This window comes from Bradyrhizobium sp. CCBAU 53340, assembly GCF_015291645.1.
Lineage (GTDB): Bacteria > Pseudomonadota > Alphaproteobacteria > Rhizobiales > Xanthobacteraceae > Bradyrhizobium.
Genome location: NZ_CP030055.1, coordinates 501,149 through 523,425, shown reverse-complemented (window position 1 = coordinate 523,425; position 22,277 = coordinate 501,149). Strand labels below are relative to the sequence as shown.

Annotated in this window: 18 protein-coding genes; 6 read left to right on the top strand and 12 right to left on the bottom strand. The window is 64.3% G+C overall.

Annotation, left to right across the window (positions count from 1 at the left end; all coding sequences use genetic code 11):
* Positions 1-3: 3 nt before the first annotated feature.
* Entirely contained in the window at positions 4-1,104 is a 1,101-nt protein-coding gene (locus XH89_RS02460; protein ID WP_194465561.1) for a hypothetical protein, read from the bottom strand.
* Positions 1,104-2,540 carry an MBOAT family protein gene (locus tag XH89_RS02455; RefSeq protein WP_194465560.1) on the bottom strand — a complete coding sequence of 479 codons (1,437 nt, stop codon included), beginning with the start codon at positions 2,538-2,540 and terminating at the stop codon, positions 1,104-1,106. The genes XH89_RS02460 and XH89_RS02455 overlap by 1 nt, the downstream gene beginning before the upstream one ends.
* A gap of 195 nt (positions 2,541-2,735) precedes the next feature.
* On the opposite strand from XH89_RS02455, the gene XH89_RS02450 reads away from it, so the two are divergent.
* Positions 2,736-4,841, top strand: coding sequence for a S9 family peptidase (locus tag XH89_RS02450; protein ID WP_194465559.1), 2,106 nt, complete (start codon positions 2,736-2,738; stop codon positions 4,839-4,841).
* Between the two features lie 206 nt (positions 4,842-5,047).
* Here the strand turns inward: XH89_RS02450 and XH89_RS02445 are convergent, their stop codons facing one another.
* From XH89_RS02445 to XH89_RS02420, 6 genes are all read right to left on the bottom strand, one after another.
* Positions 5,048-6,139, bottom strand: coding sequence for an SMP-30/gluconolactonase/LRE family protein (locus XH89_RS02445; RefSeq protein WP_194465558.1), 1,092 nt, complete (start codon positions 6,137-6,139; stop codon positions 5,048-5,050).
* 81 nt (positions 6,140-6,220) lie between these two features.
* Positions 6,221-6,940: a ribonuclease activity regulator RraA gene (locus tag XH89_RS02440; RefSeq protein WP_194465557.1), complete on the bottom strand. Its 720-nt coding sequence runs from the start codon at positions 6,938-6,940 to the stop codon at positions 6,221-6,223.
* Between the two features lie 127 nt (positions 6,941-7,067).
* A complete protein-coding gene (araD, locus tag XH89_RS02435; protein ID WP_194465556.1) occupies positions 7,068-8,804 on the bottom strand; it encodes an L-arabinonate dehydratase in 1,737 nt (578 codons plus the stop codon).
* A complete protein-coding gene (locus XH89_RS02430) occupies positions 8,801-9,661 on the bottom strand; it encodes an ABC transporter permease (protein WP_194465555.1) in 861 nt (286 codons plus the stop codon). The genes araD and XH89_RS02430 overlap by 4 nt, the downstream gene beginning before the upstream one ends.
* A gap of 11 nt (positions 9,662-9,672) precedes the next feature.
* Positions 9,673-10,434, bottom strand: coding sequence for an ABC transporter ATP-binding protein (locus tag XH89_RS02425; RefSeq protein ID WP_194465554.1), 762 nt, complete (start codon positions 10,432-10,434; stop codon positions 9,673-9,675).
* On the bottom strand, positions 10,434-11,453 hold the full coding sequence (locus XH89_RS02420; RefSeq protein ID WP_194465553.1) for an ABC transporter substrate-binding protein: 1,020 nt from the start codon (positions 11,451-11,453) through the stop codon (positions 10,434-10,436). The genes XH89_RS02425 and XH89_RS02420 overlap by 1 nt, the downstream gene beginning before the upstream one ends.
* Positions 11,454-11,547: 94 nt before the next feature.
* Here XH89_RS02420 and XH89_RS02415 point away from each other — a divergent pair, with 94 nt between their 5' ends.
* Entirely contained in the window at positions 11,548-12,252 is a 705-nt protein-coding gene (locus tag XH89_RS02415) for a GntR family transcriptional regulator (RefSeq protein WP_194465552.1), read from the top strand.
* A 173-nt stretch (positions 12,253-12,425) separates the two neighbouring features.
* On the top strand, positions 12,426-13,391 hold the full coding sequence (pip, locus tag XH89_RS02410) for a prolyl aminopeptidase (RefSeq protein ID WP_194465551.1): 966 nt from the start codon (positions 12,426-12,428) through the stop codon (positions 13,389-13,391).
* A 51-nt stretch (positions 13,392-13,442) separates the two neighbouring features.
* On the opposite strand, the gene XH89_RS02405 is transcribed toward pip, so the two are convergent.
* Positions 13,443-15,623, bottom strand: coding sequence for a methyl-accepting chemotaxis protein (locus XH89_RS02405; protein WP_194465550.1), 2,181 nt, complete (start codon positions 15,621-15,623; stop codon positions 13,443-13,445).
* A 382-nt stretch (positions 15,624-16,005) separates the two neighbouring features.
* Here XH89_RS02405 and XH89_RS02400 point away from each other — a divergent pair, with 382 nt between their 5' ends.
* Both XH89_RS02400 and XH89_RS02395 read left to right on the top strand, forming a co-directional pair.
* On the top strand, positions 16,006-16,425 hold the full coding sequence (locus XH89_RS02400) for a response regulator (RefSeq protein WP_194465549.1): 420 nt from the start codon (positions 16,006-16,008) through the stop codon (positions 16,423-16,425).
* Entirely contained in the window at positions 16,403-20,011 is a 3,609-nt protein-coding gene (locus XH89_RS02395; protein ID WP_194465548.1) for a PAS domain S-box protein, read from the top strand. Before XH89_RS02400 ends, XH89_RS02395 begins: the two co-directional genes overlap by 23 nt.
* Positions 20,012-20,173: 162 nt before the next feature.
* On the opposite strand, the gene XH89_RS02390 is transcribed toward XH89_RS02395, so the two are convergent.
* On the bottom strand, positions 20,174-20,809 hold the full coding sequence (locus XH89_RS02390) for a response regulator transcription factor (protein WP_092293530.1): 636 nt from the start codon (positions 20,807-20,809) through the stop codon (positions 20,174-20,176).
* Between the two features lie 163 nt (positions 20,810-20,972).
* On the opposite strand from XH89_RS02390, the gene XH89_RS02385 reads away from it, so the two are divergent.
* Positions 20,973-21,275: a hypothetical protein gene (locus tag XH89_RS02385; RefSeq protein WP_194465547.1), complete on the top strand. Its 303-nt coding sequence runs from the start codon at positions 20,973-20,975 to the stop codon at positions 21,273-21,275.
* A gap of 55 nt (positions 21,276-21,330) precedes the next feature.
* Here the strand turns inward: XH89_RS02385 and XH89_RS02380 are convergent, their stop codons facing one another.
* Both XH89_RS02380 and XH89_RS02375 read right to left on the bottom strand, forming a co-directional pair.
* Positions 21,331-21,819: a response regulator gene (locus XH89_RS02380; RefSeq protein ID WP_194465546.1), complete on the bottom strand. Its 489-nt coding sequence runs from the start codon at positions 21,817-21,819 to the stop codon at positions 21,331-21,333.
* Between the two features lie 140 nt (positions 21,820-21,959).
* A complete protein-coding gene (locus tag XH89_RS02375) occupies positions 21,960-22,277 on the bottom strand; it encodes a PilZ domain-containing protein (RefSeq protein ID WP_194465545.1) in 318 nt (105 codons plus the stop codon).

Below are 22,277 nucleotides of genomic sequence, written 5' to 3'. Positions count from 1 at the left end.
CTCCTACTGCGGCACGCGATAGGCTTCGATCTGCGCCTTCAGCTCAACCAGCGACGCCAGCGGCTTTTCCGGATCGACCCGATATTCCCCACTCGCCAGCCACTGCAGCACCTTCGCATCCACCTCGGGCGAATGATGGATGACGTCGCCGTAGTTATTGAGATCGTGCGTCACCGCCTTGATCGCGCGGAAATCGTGCAGGCGTACGTTGGCAAGCTGCGTCAGTCGCCGCGCAATGTCAGCCGTGAGATCGGTGACGATCTTTAGCGTTTCGGGCGAGGCATCACGCATCGCCACGAATTGCAGGATCGAATAGGGCGGGAAGTAGATATCGAACGTCACGTCCGGATGGCGCGTGATCAGGCTGACCGCATCCTGCTCGAAATGCCTGACCATGGCCTCGTACCCGTAGCCTTCGCCGAGAAAATGGCTGCGCACGGGATTGGTGATGTAGGCGAAGGCGGCGAGCGTCTTCTTCGCGTTGTAGTCACGCGCGAGGTCGAAGCCGCGCGGCAACGCATAGATGTCGTCAATATCAGACAGCGCGAACTTGACGGGCAGATAGGGGGCAGCGCGCGTCAACGGCTGCCGTAGCGGCGGAATCGATCGCAGCAACACGAAGAGGGATTCCTTCGCCATTGCCGCACTGAACAGATAGGACGCGACGCCCTTGACGGTCCGGCGGTAGAGATCGACGGACAGATAGGGATCCGTCTCGATGTCGGCCGCATCGACGAAGATGAAATCGTCCATCTCCCAGATCACGCGCCTGGCGCCGTGATCGATCGCCTGCTCCAGGACAAAAGCCTGCTGGCGCGAATTGGAGCCCGTCATCGCTAGCTTGAGCGAGTGCACGCCGAGCACCCGGTCGATGTCGCTCTGGCGGAAGTGAATGGCGAGCGAGGTGCCCATGAAGGCGGTGTCGAACGTCTGGCTGCGGATCAGCCCGGCATTCTGCACCCGCGTATCGTCGGAATAGAAGGCGACGCGCGAGGGACGAAACAGCTCCAGGGGATCGACGAGATAAGTGAGCCCAGCTGCGCCCAGCACGCAGGCGAGGCTCGCAAGCAGAAGGCGCTTCAAATGTGTGAAGGTGCCGCGCATCAGAACCGGAAATAAATGAATTCGCTGTGGCTCTGGATACCCAGAATGCCGAAGGCGAGCACCAGCGAGGCGCCATAGAGAACCAGCGGACGCCAGCGCCCCGCTCGCAGCGCTTCGCCGACCGTGCGGTTGCCGTGATCGTATCCCATGATGGCTTGCGTGTTCGGCGCCAGCCAGACCAATGCGGCGTAGATGGCGACCAGCAGCAACGCCGCGATCTCCTCGCGGCCAAGAACGACGTTCGAGGGATCAGCCATGGCGTGAAGAACCCGCAGCGCCCATGTGACGCTCTCGGCACGGAAGAACACCCAGGCAACCACGACGCTGAGGAAAGTCAGCGCCGCGCCGGCGATGCGGGCCGGGCGCGCCAGGATCGCCGGGACATCAGGCACCAAAGCGTTGAATGCGTGGTTGATGCAGAGGTACGCGCCGTGCAGCGCGCCCCAAACGACGAAGGTCCAGGCCGCGCCGTGCCAGAGCCCGCCGAGCAGCATCGTGATCATCAGGTTGATATAGCGCAGCACGCGGCCGCGCCTGTTGCCCCCGAGCGGGATGTAGAGATAGTCGCGCAGGAATTGCGACAGCGTCATGTGCCAGCGCCGCCAGAACTCGACGATGCTGGTGGCCTTGTAGGGCGAGTTGAAATTGACCGGCAGGAAGATGCCGAATATCAGCGATATGCCGATCGCCATGTCGGAATAGCCGGAAAAGTCGAAATAGAGCTGAAACGTGTAGGCAAGCGCACCCAGCCAGGCCTGGTCGAAGCTCGGCAAACGCGCCTCGAATGCGAGCGCGACCAGCGGCTGGATGCCGTCGGCAAGGCAGGTCTTCTTGAACAGGCCGATCGCAAAGATGATGACGCCGCACAGGATCAAATGCGGGTCGGGAAGTTTCGTGTCCTTGCGCTCGAATTGCGGAATCATGTCCTTGTGGTGGAGGATCGGCCCTGCGATCAGATGCGGAAAATAAGTCACGAACAGCGCGTAATGCGGCAGCGCATAGGCCGCGACCTGACCGCGATGCGCATCCACCAGGAACGCAATCTGCGTGAATGTGTAGAAGGAGATGCCGACCGGCAGCAGGATGTGGACCGCGACGTGCGTGCCGGCCAGCGCATTGATGTTCTCGGCGGCGAAGCCGGCATATTTGAAGATGCCGAGCACGAGGAGATCGCCGGTAACGCCGAGCGCGAGCGCGGCCTTTCGCTGCGAGGGGCCGAGCTTTGCCACGATGAGGAGATGACCGATGCCATAGTTGAAGGCGATCGACAGCAACAGCAGGGCGACGAACTGCCAGTTGCCGATGGCGTAAAAGGCGAGCGAGGCCAGCGCCAGCCAGATCACCGGAGCAACATTGCTGCGCCGCCCCAGCCCAAAATAGCCGGCCAGCGCGGCGGGAAGGAACAGCAGGATGAACGGGTAGGAGTTGAACAGCATCGGGCTGGACCGGCGGCGGGATGATCGCCTCTCAAAGCATAGAAGGGACCGATCAACAACCCGGCGACTTGAAGCAGCAACGCTGGCAATTCGTGGAATCGGGACGATATAAGACGGTGCATCTCCCCCTCTCCCCCGCTTGCGGGGAGAGGTAACAACGGCGCCGCACGGAATACGTATCAAGATGAGGACCGAGTGACCCAGACCAAGACAGCTTCCCAGCCCCCCGTCGCCCCGCGGCGGCCGTATTCCTTCACCCGGCACGGCATTACCGTCACCGACGACTATGCATGGCTGAAGGATGCGAAATGGCAGGAGGTGCTGCGTAACCCTGCGGTGCTCGACCCTGATATCCGCAAATATCTCGATGAGGAGAATGGCTACACCGAGAGTCTGCTCGGCCATACCGCGGGCTTGCAGAAGACGCTGGTGCGCGAGATGCGCTCCCGGATCAAGGAAGACGATTCCAGCGTGCCCTCGCCCGACGGGCCGTTCGCCTATTTCCGCAGGTTTCGCGAAGGCGGCCAGCACGAGCTGTTCGGCCGCATGCCGCGCGATGGCGGCGAAGGCGAGATCGTGCTCGACGGCGATGCGCTGGCCAAGGACCACAAATATTTCAAGTTCGGCGGAAGCCGGCACTCGAACGATCACAAGCTGCAGGCCTGGAGCGCCGATATCAAGGGCTCCGAGTATTTTTCAATCCGCGTCCGCGACTGGGCAACGGGTCAGGATCTCGACGACATCGTCGAGGAGACCGACGGCGGCGTGGTCTGGGCCGCGGACGGCAAAAGCTTCTTCTATGTGAAGCTGGACGACAATCACCGGCCGATGCAGGTGTGGCGCCACAAGCTCGGCACGAAACAGGCCGACGATACGCTGGTTTATGAAGAGCAGGATGCCGGCTGGTTCACCCATCTGCACGAGAGCACCAGCGGCCGCTTCTGCGTGATCGCCGGCGGCGACCACGAGACGTCAGAGCAGCGGCTGATCGATCTTTCCAATCCCGACGCCCCCCCGCGCCTGGTCGCGACGCGCGAGGAAGGCGTGCAATATTCGCTCGCCGACCGCGGCGACGAGCTGTACGTCCTCACCAACGCCGACGACGCCATCGACTTCAAGATCGTCACCGCGCCGCTTGACGCGCCCGAGCGCAAGAACTGGCGCGATTTGATCCCGTATCGCCCGGGCATCTACATCATCGACCTCGATCTCTATGCCGGCCATCTGGTGCGGCTGGAGCGCGCCAACGCGCTGCCGTCGATCGTGATCCGCGATCTCGCCACCAAGGAAGAGCATGCGATCGCCTTCGACGAGGCCGCCTATTCGCTCGACACGATGGGCTCCTACGAATTCGACACGACGAATTTGCGCTTTGCCTATTCGTCGATGACGACGCCGTCGGAAGTCTACGACTACGACATGGCGAAGCGGACGCGCGTGCTTCGCAAGCGCCAGGAGATTCCGTCGGGCCATAACGCTGCCGACTACGTCACCACTCGCATCATGGCGAAGGCGCATGACGGCGCCGAAGTGCCGGTGTCGATCCTCCATCGCCGCGGTCTGAAGCTCGACGGCACCGCCCCGCTCCTGCTCTACGGCTACGGCTCCTATGGCATGGCGATGCCAGCCTCGTTCAACGCCAACCGCCTGTCATTGGTCGATCGCGGTTTCGTCTATGCCATCGCCCATATCCGCGGCGGCGCCGACAAGGGCTGGGGCTGGTATCTCGACGGCAAGCGCGAAAAGAAGACCAACTCGTTCGACGATTTCTCAGCCAGCGCCCGCGCGCTGATCGATGCGAAATACACCAGCGCGAAACGCATCGTCGGTCATGGCGGCTCGGCCGGCGGCATGCTGATGGGCGCCGTCGCCAACCGCGCCGGCGAGCTGTTCGCCGGCATCGTCGCCGAAGTGCCGTTCGTCGACGTGCTCAACACCATGCTCGACAACACGCTGCCGCTGACGCCGCCGGAATGGCCCGAATGGGGCAACCCGATCGAGAGCGAGACGGATTTTCGCACCATCCTGTCCTACTCGCCTTACGACAATGTCGCGGCGAAGGAGTATCCCGCGATCCTTGCGATGGGCGGCTTGACCGATCCGCGCGTCACCTATTGGGAGCCCGCCAAATGGATCGCGCGCCTGCGCGCCACCATGAGCGGCGGCGGCCCGGTGCTGCTGCGTACCAACATGGGCGCCGGCCACGGCGGCGCCTCGGGGCGGTTCGACCGGCTCGACGAAGTCGCGATCGTGTACGCGTTTGCACTGTGGGCGACGGGGATGGCGAAGGCGGCGGTGTAGCCACACCCACAGCCGTCGTCCCGGCGCAGGCCGGGACCCACCGCGTGATCTATCGATGGAGCGTGGGTCGCAATACCGCGGGAAGACTCTTTAACCCCGAGTCTTCGCCAAGCTGCTCCCTCTGGTTATGGGTCCCGGGCTCGCGCTTTGCGCGCCCCGGGACGACGGCGGAAGTTGTAGCGCGAATACCCGTCCCCACAACCAACTCACACCGCCCCATGCGCTTCCACATAGAGCGCGTAGATCGAGTGGCAGCTGGCCATATAGAGGCGGTTGTTCTTCGGGCCGCCGAAGCAGAGGTTTTCGCAACGCTCGGGGAGCTTGATGAAGGCGAGCGGCTTGCCTTCGGGATTGAACACCATGACGCCGTCGAGATCCTCAGGCCTGCCCTTGAGCTGGTAGACCTTGCGGCCGCCCACGTCAGTAGGTTCTGACTGCAACGCGCCGTTCGAGCCCCAACCGCACCAGAGATTGCCATCGCGGTCGACGCGAAATCCGTCAAGCGACCCCTGGTCGGCGGCGTCGATCAGCTTGGTCTTGCCGCTGAGCGAACCGTCGTCACCGACATTGTAGCTCCAGATGCTGCGATTGGGCGTGCCCTTCCATTCGACGACATAGAGCTTCTTCTCGTCCGGCGAGAAGGCGAGACCGTTCGGGTTGACGAGATCGGTGAGAACAGCGGTGAGCTTGCCGTCCTTGGCGATGCGGTAGACGTTGGTGGTGGCCTGCTCCGGCTTCTCCTTCTTGCCCTCCCACTCGCCGTTGATGCCGAAGGTCGGATCGGTGAACCAGATGCTGTCGTCGGACTTCACCACGATGTCGTTCGGCGCGTTCAGCCGCTTGCCCTCGAACTTGTCGGCGAGCACGGTGATCTTGCCGTCCTTCTCGGTGCGGGTGATGCGGCGCGTGACGGAGTGCTCGCAGGTGACGAGGCGGCCCTGGCGGTCGCGCGTATTGCCGTTGGCGTAGTTGGCGTTGGCGCGGAAGACGCTGGTCTGCCCGGTCTTCTCGTCGAACTTCATGATCCGGTTGTTGGGAATGTCGGAGAACAGCAGATAACCGCCGTCGGGGAAATAGACCGGGCCTTCGGCCCAACGGAGCCCGGTCGCGACCTGCTCCAGCGTCGAGGAATAAAGCCGGTACTTTGCGAAGCTGGGATCGAGAATCTGAACGGCCGGATCCGGATAGCGCTGGGCCGGCGTGAACGGAAACGACTGGGCGCCGGCAGCGCGGATAAGAATCGTGGAAGCGGCCGTCGCGCCCGCGCCGACCAAGAGGTTGCGTCGCGTGAAAGTCATATGAGTCTCCCTGCTTGATAAAAGGCCGGCACTTGATGTGACCGGCCTGTTTCTTGAATTGATTTGGTCACGATGAACGGCCTATCGCCCGTTCTTCTTCCGCCATTCCGCAAAATCGGTCAGCGTCTGCGGATCGGTCGCGGGATAGAGGCCGAAGATGCCGCGGCCCTTGCCGACTTCCTCGGTGACGAAATCCTCGAACGCGGTCATCTCGAAGGTCTCGTTGGCGATCTCGTCGGCGAGATGCGCGGGGATCACGACGACGCCGTCGGCATCGCCGAGAATGACGTCACCGGGAAACACCGGAGCATCGCCGCAGCCGATGGGCACGTTGATCTCGATCGCCTGGTGCAGCGTCAGATTGGTCGGCGCGCTCGGGCGATGGTGGTAGGCGGGAATGCCGAGCTTGGCGATCTCCGCGGAATCGCGAAAGCCGCCATCGGTGACGACGCCGGCGACGCCGCGCTTCATCAGACGCGTCACCAGGATCGCGCCCGCAGAGGCCGCGCGCGCATCCTTGCGGCTGTCCATCACCAGCACGGCACCCGGCGGACAATCCTCAACGGCCTTGCGCTGCGGATGCGAACGATCCTTGAACACGTCGATGGTGTTGAGATCCTCGCGCGCCGGCATGTAGCGCAGCGTGAAGGCCTCGCCCACCATGGTTGGCTTGTCGAGACCTACCGGGTGCACATCCTGGATCATCTGAATGCGCAGGCCGCGCTTGAACAAAGCGGTGGCGACGGTGGCAGTGGAGACGGATTTGAGCTTGTTGCGGGTGGCTTCGCTGAGTTTTGTCATCTTGTTCTCACTCTCTCATTCGTCATTCCGGGGCGCGCCACTTGGCGCGAGCCCGGAATCCATACTCACGATCGTGGTTATGGATTCCGGGCTCGCCGCTTCGCGGCGCCCCGGAATGACAGTTGTGTTAATAGATAGACGGCTCGCCGATCGGCGCGCCGAAATCGGTCTCGAGGAAGTCGAAGTCGCAGCCGTCATTGGCCTGCTTGATGTGCTTGGTGAACATCCAGCCATAGCCGCGCTCGAAGCGGCGCTCGGGCTGCTTCCAGGCGGAGCGGCGCTTGGCGAGCTCGGCCTCGGGGACATCGAGATTGATGGTGCGCGCGGCAACATCGAGCGTGATGCGGTCGCCGTTCTGCACCAGCGCCAGCGGGCCGCCGATATAAGATTCCGGCGAGACGTGCAGGATGCAGGCGCCGTAGCTGGTGCCGCTCATGCGCGCGTCCGAGATGCGCACCATGTCGCGCACGCCCTGCTTCACGAGCTTGGTCGGGATCGGCAGCATGCCCCATTCCGGCATGCCCGGGCCACCTTGCGGCCCCGCATTGCGCAGGATCAGGATGTGGTCCTCGGTGACATCGAGATTGGGGTCGTCGACCGCCTTCTTCATCGCGGGATAGTCGTCGAACACCAGTGCGGGCCCGGTGTGCTTGAGGAAGCGCGGCGCGCAAGCCGACGGCTTGATCACGCAGCCATCGGGCGCGAGATTGCCCTTGAGCACCGCGAGCGCGCCTTCCTTGTAGATGGGATTGGCAGTGGTGCGGATCACGTCGGCATTGTGCACCTCGGCGCCATCGATGTTCTCGCCGAGGGTCTTGCCTGTCACCGTGATGCAATCGAGATGCAGATGCTGCTTGATCTCTCCCATCAGCGCCGGCAGGCCGCCCGCATAGAAGAAATCCTCCATCAGATAGGCATCGCCGCTCGGGCGGACATTGGCGATCACGGGCACCTTGCGGCTTGCCGTTTCGAAATCGTCGAGGCCGATATCCTGGCCGGCGCGGCGGGCCTGTGCGATCAGATGGATGATCGCGTTGGTCGAGCAGCCCATCGCCATCGCCACCGCGATCGCGTTTTCGAAGGCCTTGCGAGTCTGGATCACCTTCGGCGTCAGGTCCTCCCACACCATCTCGACGATGCGGCGGCCGCATTCACTGGCCATGCGGATGTGGTTGGCATCGGCAGCCGGAATCGAGGAGGCGCCGGGCAACGTCATGCCGATCGCTTCGGCAATCGCGGTCATGGTCGAGGCCGTGCCCATGGTCATGCAGGTGCCGTAGCTGCGGGCGATGCCGGCCTCGATGTCGAGCCAGTCCTTGTCGGAGATCTTTCCGGCACGCCGCTCGTCCCAATATTTCCAGCCGTCCGAGCCGGAGCCGAGCGTCTTGCCCTTCCAGTTGCCGCGCAGCATGGGGCCAGCCGGCAAATAGATCGCCGGGATGTTCATCGAGGTCGCGCCCAAGAGCAGCGCCGGGGTGGTCTTGTCGCAGCCGCCCATCAGCACCACGCCGTCGACGGGATGGCTGCGCAGCAATTCCTCGGCGTCCATCGCCAGCAGATTGCGATAGAGCATGGTGGTCGGCTTTAGTAGCGATTCCGACAGCGACAGCGCCGGCAATTCCACCGGCAGGCCGCCAGCCATCAGGATGCCGCGCTTGACGTCGTCGACGCGCGACTTGAAGTGCATGTGGCAGGGCTGCGCGTCCGACCAGGTGTTGAGGATCGCGATGATCGGGCGGTCCTTCCACTCCTCCGGAGCGTAACCCATCTGCATGGCGCGGGAGCGGTGGCCGAACGAGCGGAGATCGTCGGGCGCGAACCAGCGCGCGCTGCGGAGTTGGTCGGGTGTTTTCTTCTTGGTCATGATTGGGTGCCCCATTTCTGGACCGTGTTCCGCTCGATGGCGCGGAAGATCAGGTTCTCGACAAAGAGCCCAATGATGATCACGGTCAAGAGGCCCGCGAATACTGCGGGTATGTCGAGCAGGTTGCGGTTCTCGAAGATGAACCAGCCGAGCCCGCCCTGCCCCGAGGACACGCCGAAGACGAGCTCGGCCGCGATCAGCGTACGCCAGGCAAATGCCCAGCCGATCTTGAGGCCGGTGAGGATCGAGCCGAACGCCGCGGGGATCAGGATTTTCGCGACATAAGGCAGCCCGCGCAGGCCGTAATTGCGCCCAACCATGCGCAGTGTGTTGGACACGCTCTTGAAGCCGGAATGGGTGTTGAGAGCCACCGGCCACAGCACCGAATGGATCAGCACGAAGACGAGACTGCCATTGCCGAGCCCGAACCAGATCAGCGCCAACGGCAGCAGCGCAATCGCCGGCAGCGGATTGAACATCGCCGTGACGGTCTCGAGGAAATCGGTGCCGATGCGGGTGGAGATGGCGAGCACGGTGAAGATGGCCGCAAGCGCAATGCCGGCCGAATAGCCCATGAACAGCACCTTCAGCGAGGTCCAGGCCCGCATCGGGATGGTGCCGTCCTTGACGCGATCGACCAGCGTCAGAATCGTGTCGTGCAGTGTCGGGAACAGCAGGGGATTGTCGAGAGTGACGCCGTAGGCCTCCCACACGGCCGCGAGGAACAGGATGATGACGCTCTTGCGGACGAAGCCGTCGTTCCACAGCAGCTCAAGCACACTGAGCTTGCGCTCGACCTCGCCAGCACCGCTGCCAGCAACCGGCGCATCACGCAGCAGAATTCTCGCTTCGCCCATCAGCGGCTCCCCTAATGCGCGGTGGCTTCGCCGGCGAACAGGAGAGCATGGATCTCCTTCTCCAGCCGGCCGGCGCTGCCGTCGTCGTTGCCGACCTTGTCGACATCGACCACCTCCGCCTTGATCCGGCCAGGATGCGGCGACAGCAGCAGGATGCGGTTGCCGATGCGGATCGCCTCGGCAATCGAATGGGTCACGAACAGCACGGTGAATTTGGTCTCGCTCCAGAGCTGGAGCAGCTCGTCCTGGCAGGTCCGACGCGTCAGCGCGTCGAGCGCCGCGAACGGCTCGTCCATCAAGAGAATATCCGGCTCCATCGCCATGCCGCGCGCTATCGCGACGCGCTGCTTCATGCCTCCGGAGAGCGTGTGCGGATAGGCATCGACCACGCGGGTGAGGCCGACCTTCTCGATATAGGCCCGCGCCTTTGCCTCGGCGTCCTTGCGTGACAGCTTTCGCGCCGTGAGCAGCGGGAACATTACGTTGGCGAGCACGCTCTTCCAGGGCAGGAGCTGGTCGAACTCCTGGAAGATCATCATGCGGTCGGCGCCGGGGCCGCGGATCTCACGATCGCCGATGGTCATGCGTCCCTCGCTCGGCGTCATGTAGCCGCCGACCGCCTTCAGCAGGGTCGACTTGCCGCAGCCGGACGGGCCGAGCAGCACGAAGCGGTCGGACTTGTCGACGGTGAACGAAACTCTCTCCGTGGCGGTGACGACGGCGCTGGAGGTCTTGTAGCGCAGCGTCACGCCGCTGACATCGAGCAACGCCATCAGCTGCCCTTCAGGTCGTGCGCGACGGGAAGATAATAGTCGGTCCAGGCCTTGGGCTGGGTCTTCAGCGTGCCGGTCTTGTACAGATGAGCAGCAAACTTCATCGTGCCCTGCGGCTCGAGATTCCATTCCATCATGCCGGGCTGCTTCAGGAGATCGAGCAAATCCTCCACCGAGGTCTTGTCGCCGGTGATCTCCTTGTAGATCTCGACAGCCTGTTTGGTATCGCTGCGGATCAGATCCTGCGCCTCCTTCGTGGCATCGCGCACCGCCTGGATGATCTTTGGATTGGCGTCGGCGAATTTGGTCGTGGTGAAGAACTGCGCCTGGCTGAGCGGGCCACCCATCACATCAGGCGAGTTCAGCACGACATGCGCGCCCGGCACGTTCTTCAGCTCCAGGAACGTGAAGGGCGGGATCGAGAAATGATTGTGCACCTCGTGCTTGGGATTGGCGAGCGCGGCATAGGCGTCGGGATGACCGAGCTGCACGGTGTTGGCATCGAGCTTCGACCATTGATCGGCGCCGAAGGCCTCGGCTGCGGCGATCTGCAGGACGATCGCCTGCGTCGAGACCTTGACTGTCGGCACCGCGATCTTGTCGGCCGGGCCGAAATCCTTGATCGACTTGATGTTGGGGTCACGGCTGATCAGCGTCATCGGCTGCGCCGACGTGGCGACGATGCCCTTCACGCCGCCGCGGGTGCGATCCCACAGCAGCAGCAGATTGCCGGTGCCGGTGTTAAGGATGTCGACACCGCCCGCGAGCAGCGCATCGGTCTGCGCGCCGCCGCCGGAGAAGGTGACCCATTTGGTCGTCACATTGGGCACGCCGAGCGCAGCCGCGTGCTTCTCGATCAGCTTCTGCTTCTCCATGATGTGGCTCGGCATGTAGAAAATGCCGGGCTGCCGCGACAGCGCGATCTCGGATTTCTGCTGCGCCTGCGCGGCCGAAGCGGACAGGGCCGCGGCCGCGATCAGGGCGATGGCCGCAAGGCCCGTCTGGAATTGCTTGATCATTGTTGTTCGTTTCCTCCGGCCGCCATTGACGAGAAGGCCGCTTGATGCACTAATGCATTAGTGCATCAAGGGCAAGCCCGCCGGAGCCGCCGCCATGGAAACAGCCCCCACCGCCGTCCGCCCCGCTGCGCGGCTCGACCGCGCCCGGCAGGCCGCGCCGCAGGTGTTCGAACGGCTGCGCAATGCGATCCTCGGGCTCGAGCTGCCGCCGGGCGCGCCGCTGTCGCGTGCCGATCTGGCCGCGCAATTCGGCGTCAGCTCGACGCCGATCCGCGACGCCCTGATGCGGCTGGAGGAAGAAGGGCTGGTCGACGTGTTTCCGCAGCACGCGACCGTGGTCAGCCGGGTCGACGTCGGCCGCGCCGAGCAGGCGCATTTCCTGCGCCAGGCGCTGGAGCTCGAGATCGTCCGGCTGCTTGCGGAGGCGCATGACAACGCCCTGGTCATCCGTCTCGATCACGCGATCGCTCTCCAGCAGCAATTCGCCAAGGCCGGCGACTTCGAGAGCTTCATCGCCGCCGACAATGATTTCCACGCCCAGCTCTACGCCGCCGCCGGCAAGCAGGAGCTGTGGACGCTGGTGCGCAGCCGCAGCGGACATATCGACCGGCTGCGTCGGCTGCATTTGCCTTCGCCCGGCAAGGCCCAGAACATCCTGCGTCACCACAGGCTGATCGTGCGCGCCATCGAGGCCGGTGATGCCGACGCCGCGCAACAGCATCTGCGCAAGCATCTGTCGGGCACGCTCAGCGAGCTCGACGCTATCAGGACCCGCTATCCTGAATATCTCACCGACTAGGGCGCGTCCCCACAAGGCCTTCCCAATATCCGCTTTGCTTCGCTTGTGCGGACCAGGCAGACTTGGCAGATTGTCGTGGCTGATGGATTGTCGCGAACCGCCGCGTGCGAGCGAGGCTCGCAGCTCCAACTCCAATTTCATCGCGACAGATCATCGCCACCGACGGAGACCAGATGAGCGGCGCACTGCGACAATTGTATCCATCCGTCGAACCCTACGAGACCGGCCGGCTGGACGTTGGCGACGGTCACGAAATTTTCTTCGAGCGTGTCGGCAGGCGGGGCGGCAAGCCGGCTGTGTTCCTTCACGGCGGGCCCGGTGGCGGCATCAGTCCGGACCATCGACGGCTGTTCAATCCAGAGCACTACGATGTTCTGCTCTTCGATCAACGTGGCTGTGGACGGTCCACACCACATGCCAGTCTCGAAGCAAATACCACATGGCACCTGGTCGCCGATATCGAGCGCCTGCGCAGGCATATTGGAGTCGAGCGCTGGCTGGTGTTCGGCGGCTCCTGGGGGTCGACCCTCGGCCTCGCCTATGCGGAGAGTCATCCGGAGCGGGTCAGCGAGCTCATCCTTCGCGGCGTCTATACGGTGACCAGGCCCGAGATCCAATGGTACTATCAGTATGGCGTCTCCGAGATCTTTCCCGACCGCTGGGAGCAGTTCCTTGCTCCCATCCCGCCGGACGAGCGACACGACATGGTGGGGGCCTACCGCAAACGTCTCACCAGCGACGAGCCTTCCGTCCAATTAGAGGCTGCGCGAGCCTGGAGTGTCTGGGAAGGCTCCACGATCACGCTTCTGCCCAATCCCGCATTGGCGGTGTCGCACGATGATGCGAAATTCGCTCTCGCCTTCGCCCGCCTTGAAAATCATTACTTCGTGCACGACTGCTGGCTCGAAGATGAGCAGCTTTTGCGAGACGCACACAAGCTGAAGGGCATCCCCGGAGTGATCGTTCATGGTCGCTACGACATGCCGTGTCCAGCCCGGTATGCCTATTCCCTCCATAAGGCCTGGCCCGATGCAGCCTTTCATCTGATCGAGGGTGCAGGTCACGCTTTCTCGGAGCCGGGAATCCTTGATCAGTTGATTCGCGCGACTGACCGTTTTGCGGGGCTGAACAACGATTAGCGGCCGCCACGCCCCGCTTCACCGCAAGTCCGTTTCGCCGCAGCCGCTTCGTCAGGCGGCGTCTCGGCAATCGCGCAGCTCCGGTCCGCGATAGTCGGGATCGCAGCCCTTGCGCCGGTCCATCGGCCCGCTGCGCAGCTTGACGAAGAAGCTCTGCACCTCGGCTGCGAGACGCTCGGCCGCACCCGAGACCTGGTTCGCCGCGCCCATGACGTGGTCGGCCGACCGGTTGGTCTCATCGATCGCGCCGGAGACGTTGCCGATGCTGGTGGCGAGGGTCCGCGTCCCCGAGGCCGCCATCTGGACGTTCTGCGAGATCTCCCGCGTTGCCGCTCCCTGCTGTTCCACCGCGCTCGAGATCGCGGCGGTCACCTCGTCGATCCGGCGCATCGCCACCGCAACTTCCTTGACGGAGGCGACCGCGCTGCCGGTCGAGTTCTGGATCGCAGCGATGTGCTGGCCGATCTCCTGTGTCGCGTTGCTGGTCTGGTCGGCCAGCGCCTTGACCTCGGATGCCACCACGGCAAAGCCGCGACCGGCATCGCCGGCGCGCGCTGCCTCGATCGTGGCATTGAGCGCGAGCAAGTTGGTCTGGGCAGCGATCGCCTGGATCAAGTCAACCACCGAGCTGATGCTCTGCGCGGCGTGCGCGAGGCCTTCGATCTCTGCCTCGGAGCGCGCGGTCACCTCGCCCGCCGAGCGCACCGTCTTGTTGGACAGCTCGATCTGCCGGCCGATCTCGACAATGGAGCTGGCGAGCTGCTCCGCCGCCGCCGCAACGGTCTGGACGTTGACGGCGGTCTGCTCGGAGGTAGACGCGGCGGAGGCCGCCTGGTTCGTCGCGTGGCTCGCGATGCCGCCGAGGCTCTCCGCGGTCTGCCGCATCGTGCCGGCATTCTCTCCGACGAGGGTGAGCAGATCGCGCGAGGTGACGCGAAACTCCTCGACGGCGTTCTCCATGTTGCGGTTGGCCGCCTCGCGGGCTTCCGCTTCGCGCGCGAGCCCCTCCGCAGCGTGCTGCTGCGCGATCACGTTGTCGCGAAACTTGGCCACGGCCTGCGAGACGACCCCGATCTCGTCGCCGCGCTGCGCTGTCCTGAATTCGACACTGGTGTCGCCGCCGGAGAGCCGCGCGGAGTCCGCCACCAGCTCGACGATCGGGCGGGTGATGGAGCGCGCCACCACGATCGCGATCGCGGCCCCGAGAGCGAGCCCCGCGGCGAGCAGAACCCATTGCAGCCGAAGCAGCTTCTCGACCTCCTCGGCGACGCCGCGCCCGTCCTCGGTGAGCTTCACCTGCTGATCGCTCTTGAGCCCGCCCGCGCGCTTGCCATCGCCGTCTTTCTTGCCGTCGAGCAGATCGAGAATTCGTGCAGCGCGAGGCGCGGCCTCGGTGAACAGGATGAAGACCGGCATGTTCCATTGCGGCGTCTGGCGGATCTTGACGATTTTCTCCGGCACCGGCGCGAAGGCTTCGTTCGCCTTGACGATGGCCTGGTAGGCGGCCGCCTGCTTGGTCGTGAGCAGGTCCGTCTGCCTCCTGACCGACGCGAGCGCGGCCCTGAAGGTGGCAAGCGGCTTTTCGAACTTGTCGCGGTCGGCCGCCTCGCCAGAAGCCACATAGAGCCGCAACTGCGATCCGGCCGCGGCGAGATTGCCGCGGACATCGGCGAAGGTCTTGAGCAGGTGCTTGCGCTGCGGTGTCGCCTCCAGCGCCGCCTCCTCGTCGATCATCGCGGTGATTTCGGTGAACATGGCCGCGATCAACGGCGCGGCTTCCTTGGCCAGGAGCTCGCTTGCCGGATACGCCGACGGCGTGAACGCCGCCAGTTCGGCCTTGTCCTGGGCCTGGCGGAATTCGGCGATCAGCGCCTTGGCCTCGTTCCAATTGGCCTTGTTCTGCGGATTCGAAAACCGTTCGGCCATGCGGTCGACCGCGGCCGCCGTGCGATCGAGCTCGCTCCACACCGCCGCACGGTCGTGCTTGCCTTGCGTATCGCCGCTCAGAAGATAGCCGCGCAGCGTCGAGAGTGTCGAGTAGAGGTTACCGACGAGCTCGGTGCTTGCGATCGCGACCGGCGCCCGCTGGTCCACGACCTTCTGGATGCGCGACGAAATGTCCGAGACGGCGGTCACAGTGTAGATCACGGTGGCCGCGAGTAGCGCGCAGATCAGCGCGAAGCCGCCGAGCAGCCGGGTCCGAATTCCCATGTTCGCATTCGATTTAAACATGAAGAGATCTCGTACTGGTGATTGGGCTGATGGTCCGGACGTCGTCGGGAGCCGAAGCGGGGGCAATGCACTGCGCAAAATACGATTCGCTAAATTCCCGGCAATTGTGGTCATCCGCCTTTAACCCACCGTGAAGTCCGGGGCCCGTACAACTACGGCGAGAAAGATATCGCAGCGTTCGGCGGCTCCGTTCCGGGATTGATATGCACGCGAACGTGCGTATGGGCGGCCGGGTCCCTCCCCCTTGACGCGCCTCGAAAAGGCGATCGGGCCAGGCGCGAAGTGCTTGCGGCCTGGGCATGATCCGCGCAACAATTTCGTATTGAGTGCTTTGATTTGCGGCTGCCGGGGCATCCGACCCGGCCCGGAAGGATTTGTCGACGTGGCCAACATCCTGATCGTGGATGACGATCCGGCCGTACAGCTCACGATCCGGCTGCTGCTGGAGCGGGCCGGTCATCACGTGACGGTCGCCGGCGATGGCCGCAAGGGGCTGGCGGTGTTCGAGAGCAGACCATTCGACCTGCTGTTCCTCGACATCTTCATGCCCGGCATGGACGGGCTGGAGACCATGCGCCATGTCCGGGCGCTGCAACCGGCCATTCCGATCATTGTCATTTCCGGCCGTTCGATCACGCCGGATGCCTATGCCGAGCCGGACTTCCTGAAGATGGCAACCAAGCTCGGCGCGGTCGCAAGCCTGCAGAAACCGTTCCGGGCCGATGCGCTGCTGGCGGCGGTCGACAATTGCCTGAAGGCCGGCGAGTCCGAGGGGGCCGATGTCAATGCCAGCCGCCGATGACGGGAGCGCCTCCGCAGCTCTGGGCCGGCACGGGCGCAATCATGCAGGAAGCCCAGCGAACGTTCCCGTGAGGCACGGAACAACGCTCGCCACACGCCTGGCCATCGCCATGACCCTGCTGGTGGCGGTCACCGTAGGTGCAGTCGGTTGGCTGGGTTATCGCAACACCACGCAGGCGGTCATCCCGCGCGTCCTGGAGCGGGTCGGAGCCCAGTCGCGCCTGTTGGCGGCCAATCTTGAATCCTATGTTGCCAGCGTGCGCGGCGACCTGATCGGCTATCGCGCCGCGGCGGCCATCAATGGCCTCATCCGGGCTCATGCCGGTGGAGGAATCGACCCTTCCGACGGCGTCTCGGAGCAAACATGGCGCGATCGTATCGCCGAGCGGCTCGCAGCCGAGATCGAAGCCAAGCCCATTTATGGGCAGTTTCGGATCATCGGGCTCGATAACGACCAGCGCGAGGTGGTCCGGGTCGATCGCTCCGGGCCGAACGGCGCAGCACGGATCATTCCCGACGGCGAACTGGAGAGCAAGAGCGACCGAGCCTACTTCCAGGAAACGATACGGCTCAGGCCCGGTGAAATCTATGTGTCGCCCATCGAGCTTGCCACCCGCCAGGGAGGAACGACGGCTCCGCATGTTCCGACGTTGCGCGTCGCGATGCCGCTGTTTGCATCCGACGACAAGCCCTTCGGCATCATCATCGCCAATATCGACATGCGACCGGCGCTCGACAGTGTCCGCTCTACCGCGACTACTGGAGGACAGCTTTATGTCGTGAATTCGCGGGGGGATTATCTCCTCCATCCCGATCGCGCGCGGGAATTCGGCGCGCCACATGGTGGCGCCAATGACTGGCGCAAGGATTTTCCATATTTCGCCTCCCTGACCGGCACTCTGGAAGCATCCACGCGGCTCATGACCGATGAATCGGGCCGTCCGAGCGGCGCTGCGATCGCGCCGGCACTGCTCGCGGGCCAGGATTGGGTCGCCATCATCGAGACGATTCCGGCGCCCGTGTTCAGTCTCGTGCCCGCGGCCATCCAAAAAACGTCCCTGCTCGTCGGTGTGCTGGCCGTCCTCGCCGCGGCCTCGCTCGCAGTGCTGCTGGCACGCTCGTTGACAAGTCCGATCACCCGCCTGACCGCGGCCGTGGAGGCTATCGGCAATGGACAGCCGGCCGACATTCCGGTCGATGCGAGCGGCGAGACCGGCGCGCTGGCGCGGGCTTTTGCCCAGATGGTCGAAGAAACGCGCGCGAAAGCAGCTGCGCTCGAACGCGAGGTCGAGGAGCATCGCCGCACCGAGGCCGCGCGAAGCCATCATGCGACGCGCGAGCTCCTGTTCAGCGCCGCCGTGGAATCATCCGACGATGCGATCGTGATGCAATCCCTCGATGCCATCATCACCGGCTGGAATCCCGCTGCCGAACGGCTCTATGGATATCAGGCGAATGAAGCGATCGGGAAACCCACCTCGATCATCGTCCCGCCCGACCGCCGCGAGCAGGGCAAGGACTATTTGACGCGGATCTCGGGTGGCGAGCCGATCGAACGCTTCGAGACGGTCCGGCTGCGCAGGGACGGCACGCCGGTCGAAATCGCGCTCAGCCTGTCGCCGATCAAGGGTCCGTCGGGCGAGATCATCGGCGTCTCCGGGTCCGCGCGCAGCCTGACCGAAGCGCGGCGCGCGGAGCGGGCGCTACAGCAGCAGCTGGAGGAGCGACGGCAGCTGTTCGACGCCTCGCAGGATCTGATCATGATCATGAACTCGCGCGGCGAGATCGCGCAGATCAGTCCGAGCAGCCAGACCATTCTCGGTTACGCGCCCGACGAGATGATCGGGCACAGCGGTGTCGAATTCATCCATCCCGACCATCTCGAGCAGTCCCGCGCGGAGATGCGCGCGCTCCGGCGCGGCGGCCATCCGAAGCTCGCCGACACGCGCTGCCGCCACAAGGACGGCCACGAGGTCTGGCTGTCCTGGCTCGGCAACTGGTCGAATCAGGCCAATCGTTACTTCTTTGTCGGACGCGACATGACCGAGGCGCGGCTGGCTGCCGAGTCCCTACGCGAAAGCGAGCAGCTTGCGCGCAACATCGTCGAGACCGCGCTCGACGCCTTCGTCCAGACCGACGATCGCAGCACCATCCTGAACTGGAGCTCGCGGGCGGAGGAGCTGTTCGGCTGGCGGCGCGACGAGGCCCTCGGCAAGAACGCGGTCGACATGATCGTCGCGGAGAGCGAGCGCGAAAGGGTCTGGGCCGGCCTCGCCCGCTTCCTCGAATCTGCGGACGGCCGGAGCCTCAACCGCCGACGCGAGCTCATGGTCCGCCGCCGCGACGGCAAGGAGTTCAAGGCCGAGCTGAGCGTCACGGCGCTGCGGCGACGCGAGGGCATTCTGTTCAACGTCTTCTACCGCGACCTCACCGACAAGATCGCCTCCGAGGAGCGCATCCGCCATGCCGAGAAGATGGAGGCGGTCGGCCAGCTCACCGGCGGCGTGGCACACGATTTCAACAACATCCTCACCGTCATCACCGGGACGATCGAGATCCTGGCCGACGCGGTGGCCAAGGATCCGGGGCTTGCCGCGATCACGAAGATGATCGACGAGGCCGCCGGCCGCGGTGCCGAGCTGACCCAGCATCTGCTCGCCTTTGCGCGCAAGCAGCCGCTGCAGCCGCGCGAGATCGACATCAACTCGCTGATCATCGACACCGCAAAGCTGCTGCGACCGACGCTGGGCGAGCAGATCCAGATCGAATCCGTGTTCGAGGACGAGAGCTGCGTCGCGGTCGTCGATCCGAACCAGCTCACCACGGCCATCCTCAACCTCGCGCTCAACGCACGCGATGCGATGCCCAGCGGCGGCAAGCTGATCGTGGAGACCGGTGCGGCCTATCTCGACGAGGTCTATGCCAGCGCCAACGATGTCCCGCCCGGACACTACGTGCTCATTGCGGTCAGCGACACCGGCACCGGTATTCCCGCGGGCATGCTGGCGCGCGTGTTCGATCCCTTCTTCACCTCGAAGGGCCCGGGCAAGGGCACCGGGCTCGGGCTCTCCATGGTCTACGGATTCATCAAGCAGTCCGCGGGCCACATCAAGATCTACAGCGAGGAGGGCCACGGCACGACGATCAAGATGTATCTGCCGCCGGGCAAGACGCCCACGGCCGTGGGCGACGGCGTGACGCCGACGATGGTCGAGGGCGGACACGAGACGATTCTCGTGGTCGAGGACGACCGTTTGGTGCGCGAGTACGTGCTCGCACAGCTGCACTCGCTCGGCTACGTCACCCTGCAGGCCGCCAACTCGGCGGAAGCGCTGGCGATCGTCGCCGCCGGACAGCCGTTCGATCTGCTGTTCACCGACGTGATCATGCCCGGCAAGATGAACGGGCGGCAGCTCGCCGACGAGGTGCTGAAGTCGCGCCCGGATCTCAGGGTGGTCTACACGTCAGGCTACACCGAGAACGCGATCATCCATCACGGCCGGCTGGATTCAGGCGTGCTGCTGCTGGCAAAGCCCTATCGCAAATCTGATCTGGCGCGGATCATCCGCAAGGCGCTGCAGGGGTGAGACACGATCTCGTGTCCCGGACAAGGCGCAGCGTGCAACGCTGCGACGCAGAGCCGGGACCCAGAACTGTCACCCGTGGAGTCGGAGAGATGGGCCCCAGCTCTGCAGCGCATCACTGCGTGACGCGCTGCGTCCAGGGCACGGGACAGAACCAACCGCGCGTTACGACGCCCGCTGGGCGGCGGTCATCACGATGCGGATCAGGTCGGCGGCATTGCGGGCGCCGAGCTTCTTCATGATGTTGGCGCGGTGATCCTCGATGGTGCGCGGGCTGATGCCGAGGGTTCGGCCGGCCTCCTTGTTGGAGGCACCGGCAGCGAACTGCTCCAGCACCTCGCGCTCCCGGCGGGTCAATGGCTCGCGTCCGGGGAAATGCAGCGAGCCGAATTTCGGTGACGCGTTCTCCGCCTGCCTGCGTGCATAAGCGCCGATCGCCTCGTCCAGCCGGCCGACGATCTCGCTGCCGCGGAATGGCTTCTCGATGAAGTCGAGCGCGCCGCTCTTGATGGCGCCCACCGCCATCGCGATGTCGCCTTGCCCGGAGATCATGAAGATCGGGGCCGGATAGTCCTCGCCGTGCAGCTCCTTCAGAATGTCGAGACCCGACTTTCCGGGAATATGCACGTCGAGCAGGATCGCGGCCGGGGTGCGGTTTCGCGCGACGGAAAGCAGTGCTGCGCCGTCGGCAAAACAGATCACCTCATAGCCCGCCGCCTTCAACACCATCGACAGGGTGTCGCGAACAGCAGGGTCGTCATCGACCACGAAGATCTCACCACGGGAGCTTTGTTCGACCATGTGCCACGTCCATTCGCCAAGCCACGCCGGCATTGAAGGACTCGCGTCCGCGCCTGATGTAACGGCTTTCGGCGCAGATTCGGCCCACCCGCATTTGTACGGGACATGAACTTAACGCACAAGTAGCGCGGGGGTGCCTTATTGCGGGAGACGGAGAATATCCATGCTAAATTACGCAGGCACACCCCCGCTCGCCGCGATGGCTGAAACGGACAGCCGTCAACTGATCGTAGCCGAACTACGCTCCCTGATCGCCCGTATCGACATCAGCATGCGTCTGATCGACGCGGCGATGGAGCCTGAGGACGATAGCGCTATCGTGAGTGCCAGCTCGGGTTCCCCCGAGATTGTCGTGCTCGACGACGTCACGCCCCGCTATGCCGCGGCGAGTGCCGCCCTCAACGCCTGCCGGGCGGAGCTCGGACAGGCCCTTCAAAACCTGACGGAATCCGGCAATCCAGCGTAGACCCGGATCGGCGCGGCCGATGGGCCGCAGCCGACGGCATGGCAGCTCCGCGCCTTTAGGCGCGGTGCCGCTCCACGATTGCGTCGGTGGCGACACCACCCCAAGTATGGATTGTCGGCAGCCCCATCGCCCTCTTGCCGAGATTTGCGAGGCTGATACGCAGCGCCGCGAGATCCAGCGGCTTCGGCAGGCTCTGAAGCTCGATCCCGACGGAGCGGGCGAAGCTGCGGGCGGCGCTGCGGCGCTTGCCGTCCATGCCGCTGATCACGATCACCGAGCCTGAGAACTTTGCCGCGGCCATCTCGCGCAACACGTCGATGCCATCGCCATCCTCAAGCACGAGATCGAGCGTCACGCAGTCGAAACGCGCACCGCGCAGCTTTTCGATGGCCTCCGCGACCGACGGCGCCACGGCGACTTCGTGGCCGGCCTGCTTGGCGGCGACCGTGATCAGGCTGCGCTGGGTGGCGTCGTCATCAATCACCAGAAGCTGAAGGGCACGCCGTTCGGCGACATCGATGGGAGAGAGAGAGCTTCTTGGCATGGCCGGCCCCTGAAATTGCGACCTGCTATCGATACACGGCACGCGCTTAGGCCGCGTAAAGCCGGGTCTGCAATTCGTTCGGATGTTTTCAGAAAATGTGAAGCAATGCGCCAGCAACGGCCGCACATTGCGCGTGGCGATCACGCCGCCGCATCATGGCCGCCGGCAGGGCCGCGCTTCTTCCGGTTCTTGCCGCGCAGGAACTGGATGTCCATCTCGGAGCCGTTGACGCGCACCAGCTCGCAGCGGCGGTAGGCGAGGCCCGTGGACGACAGCAGCAGGAAGAACTCCTTCAGGTTCAACCCCTGGATCGAACCTTCCACCGTGAGGATGGCGTCGGTGTCGGAAATCGCGTTGAGCGTACAGTCGCGCCGCCACGTTCCGTCGATGGCCATGATGCAGACATCGTAGCCTCGACTGAATGTGACGCGCTCTGCGCCTTTGCCGTCCTCGGCCAT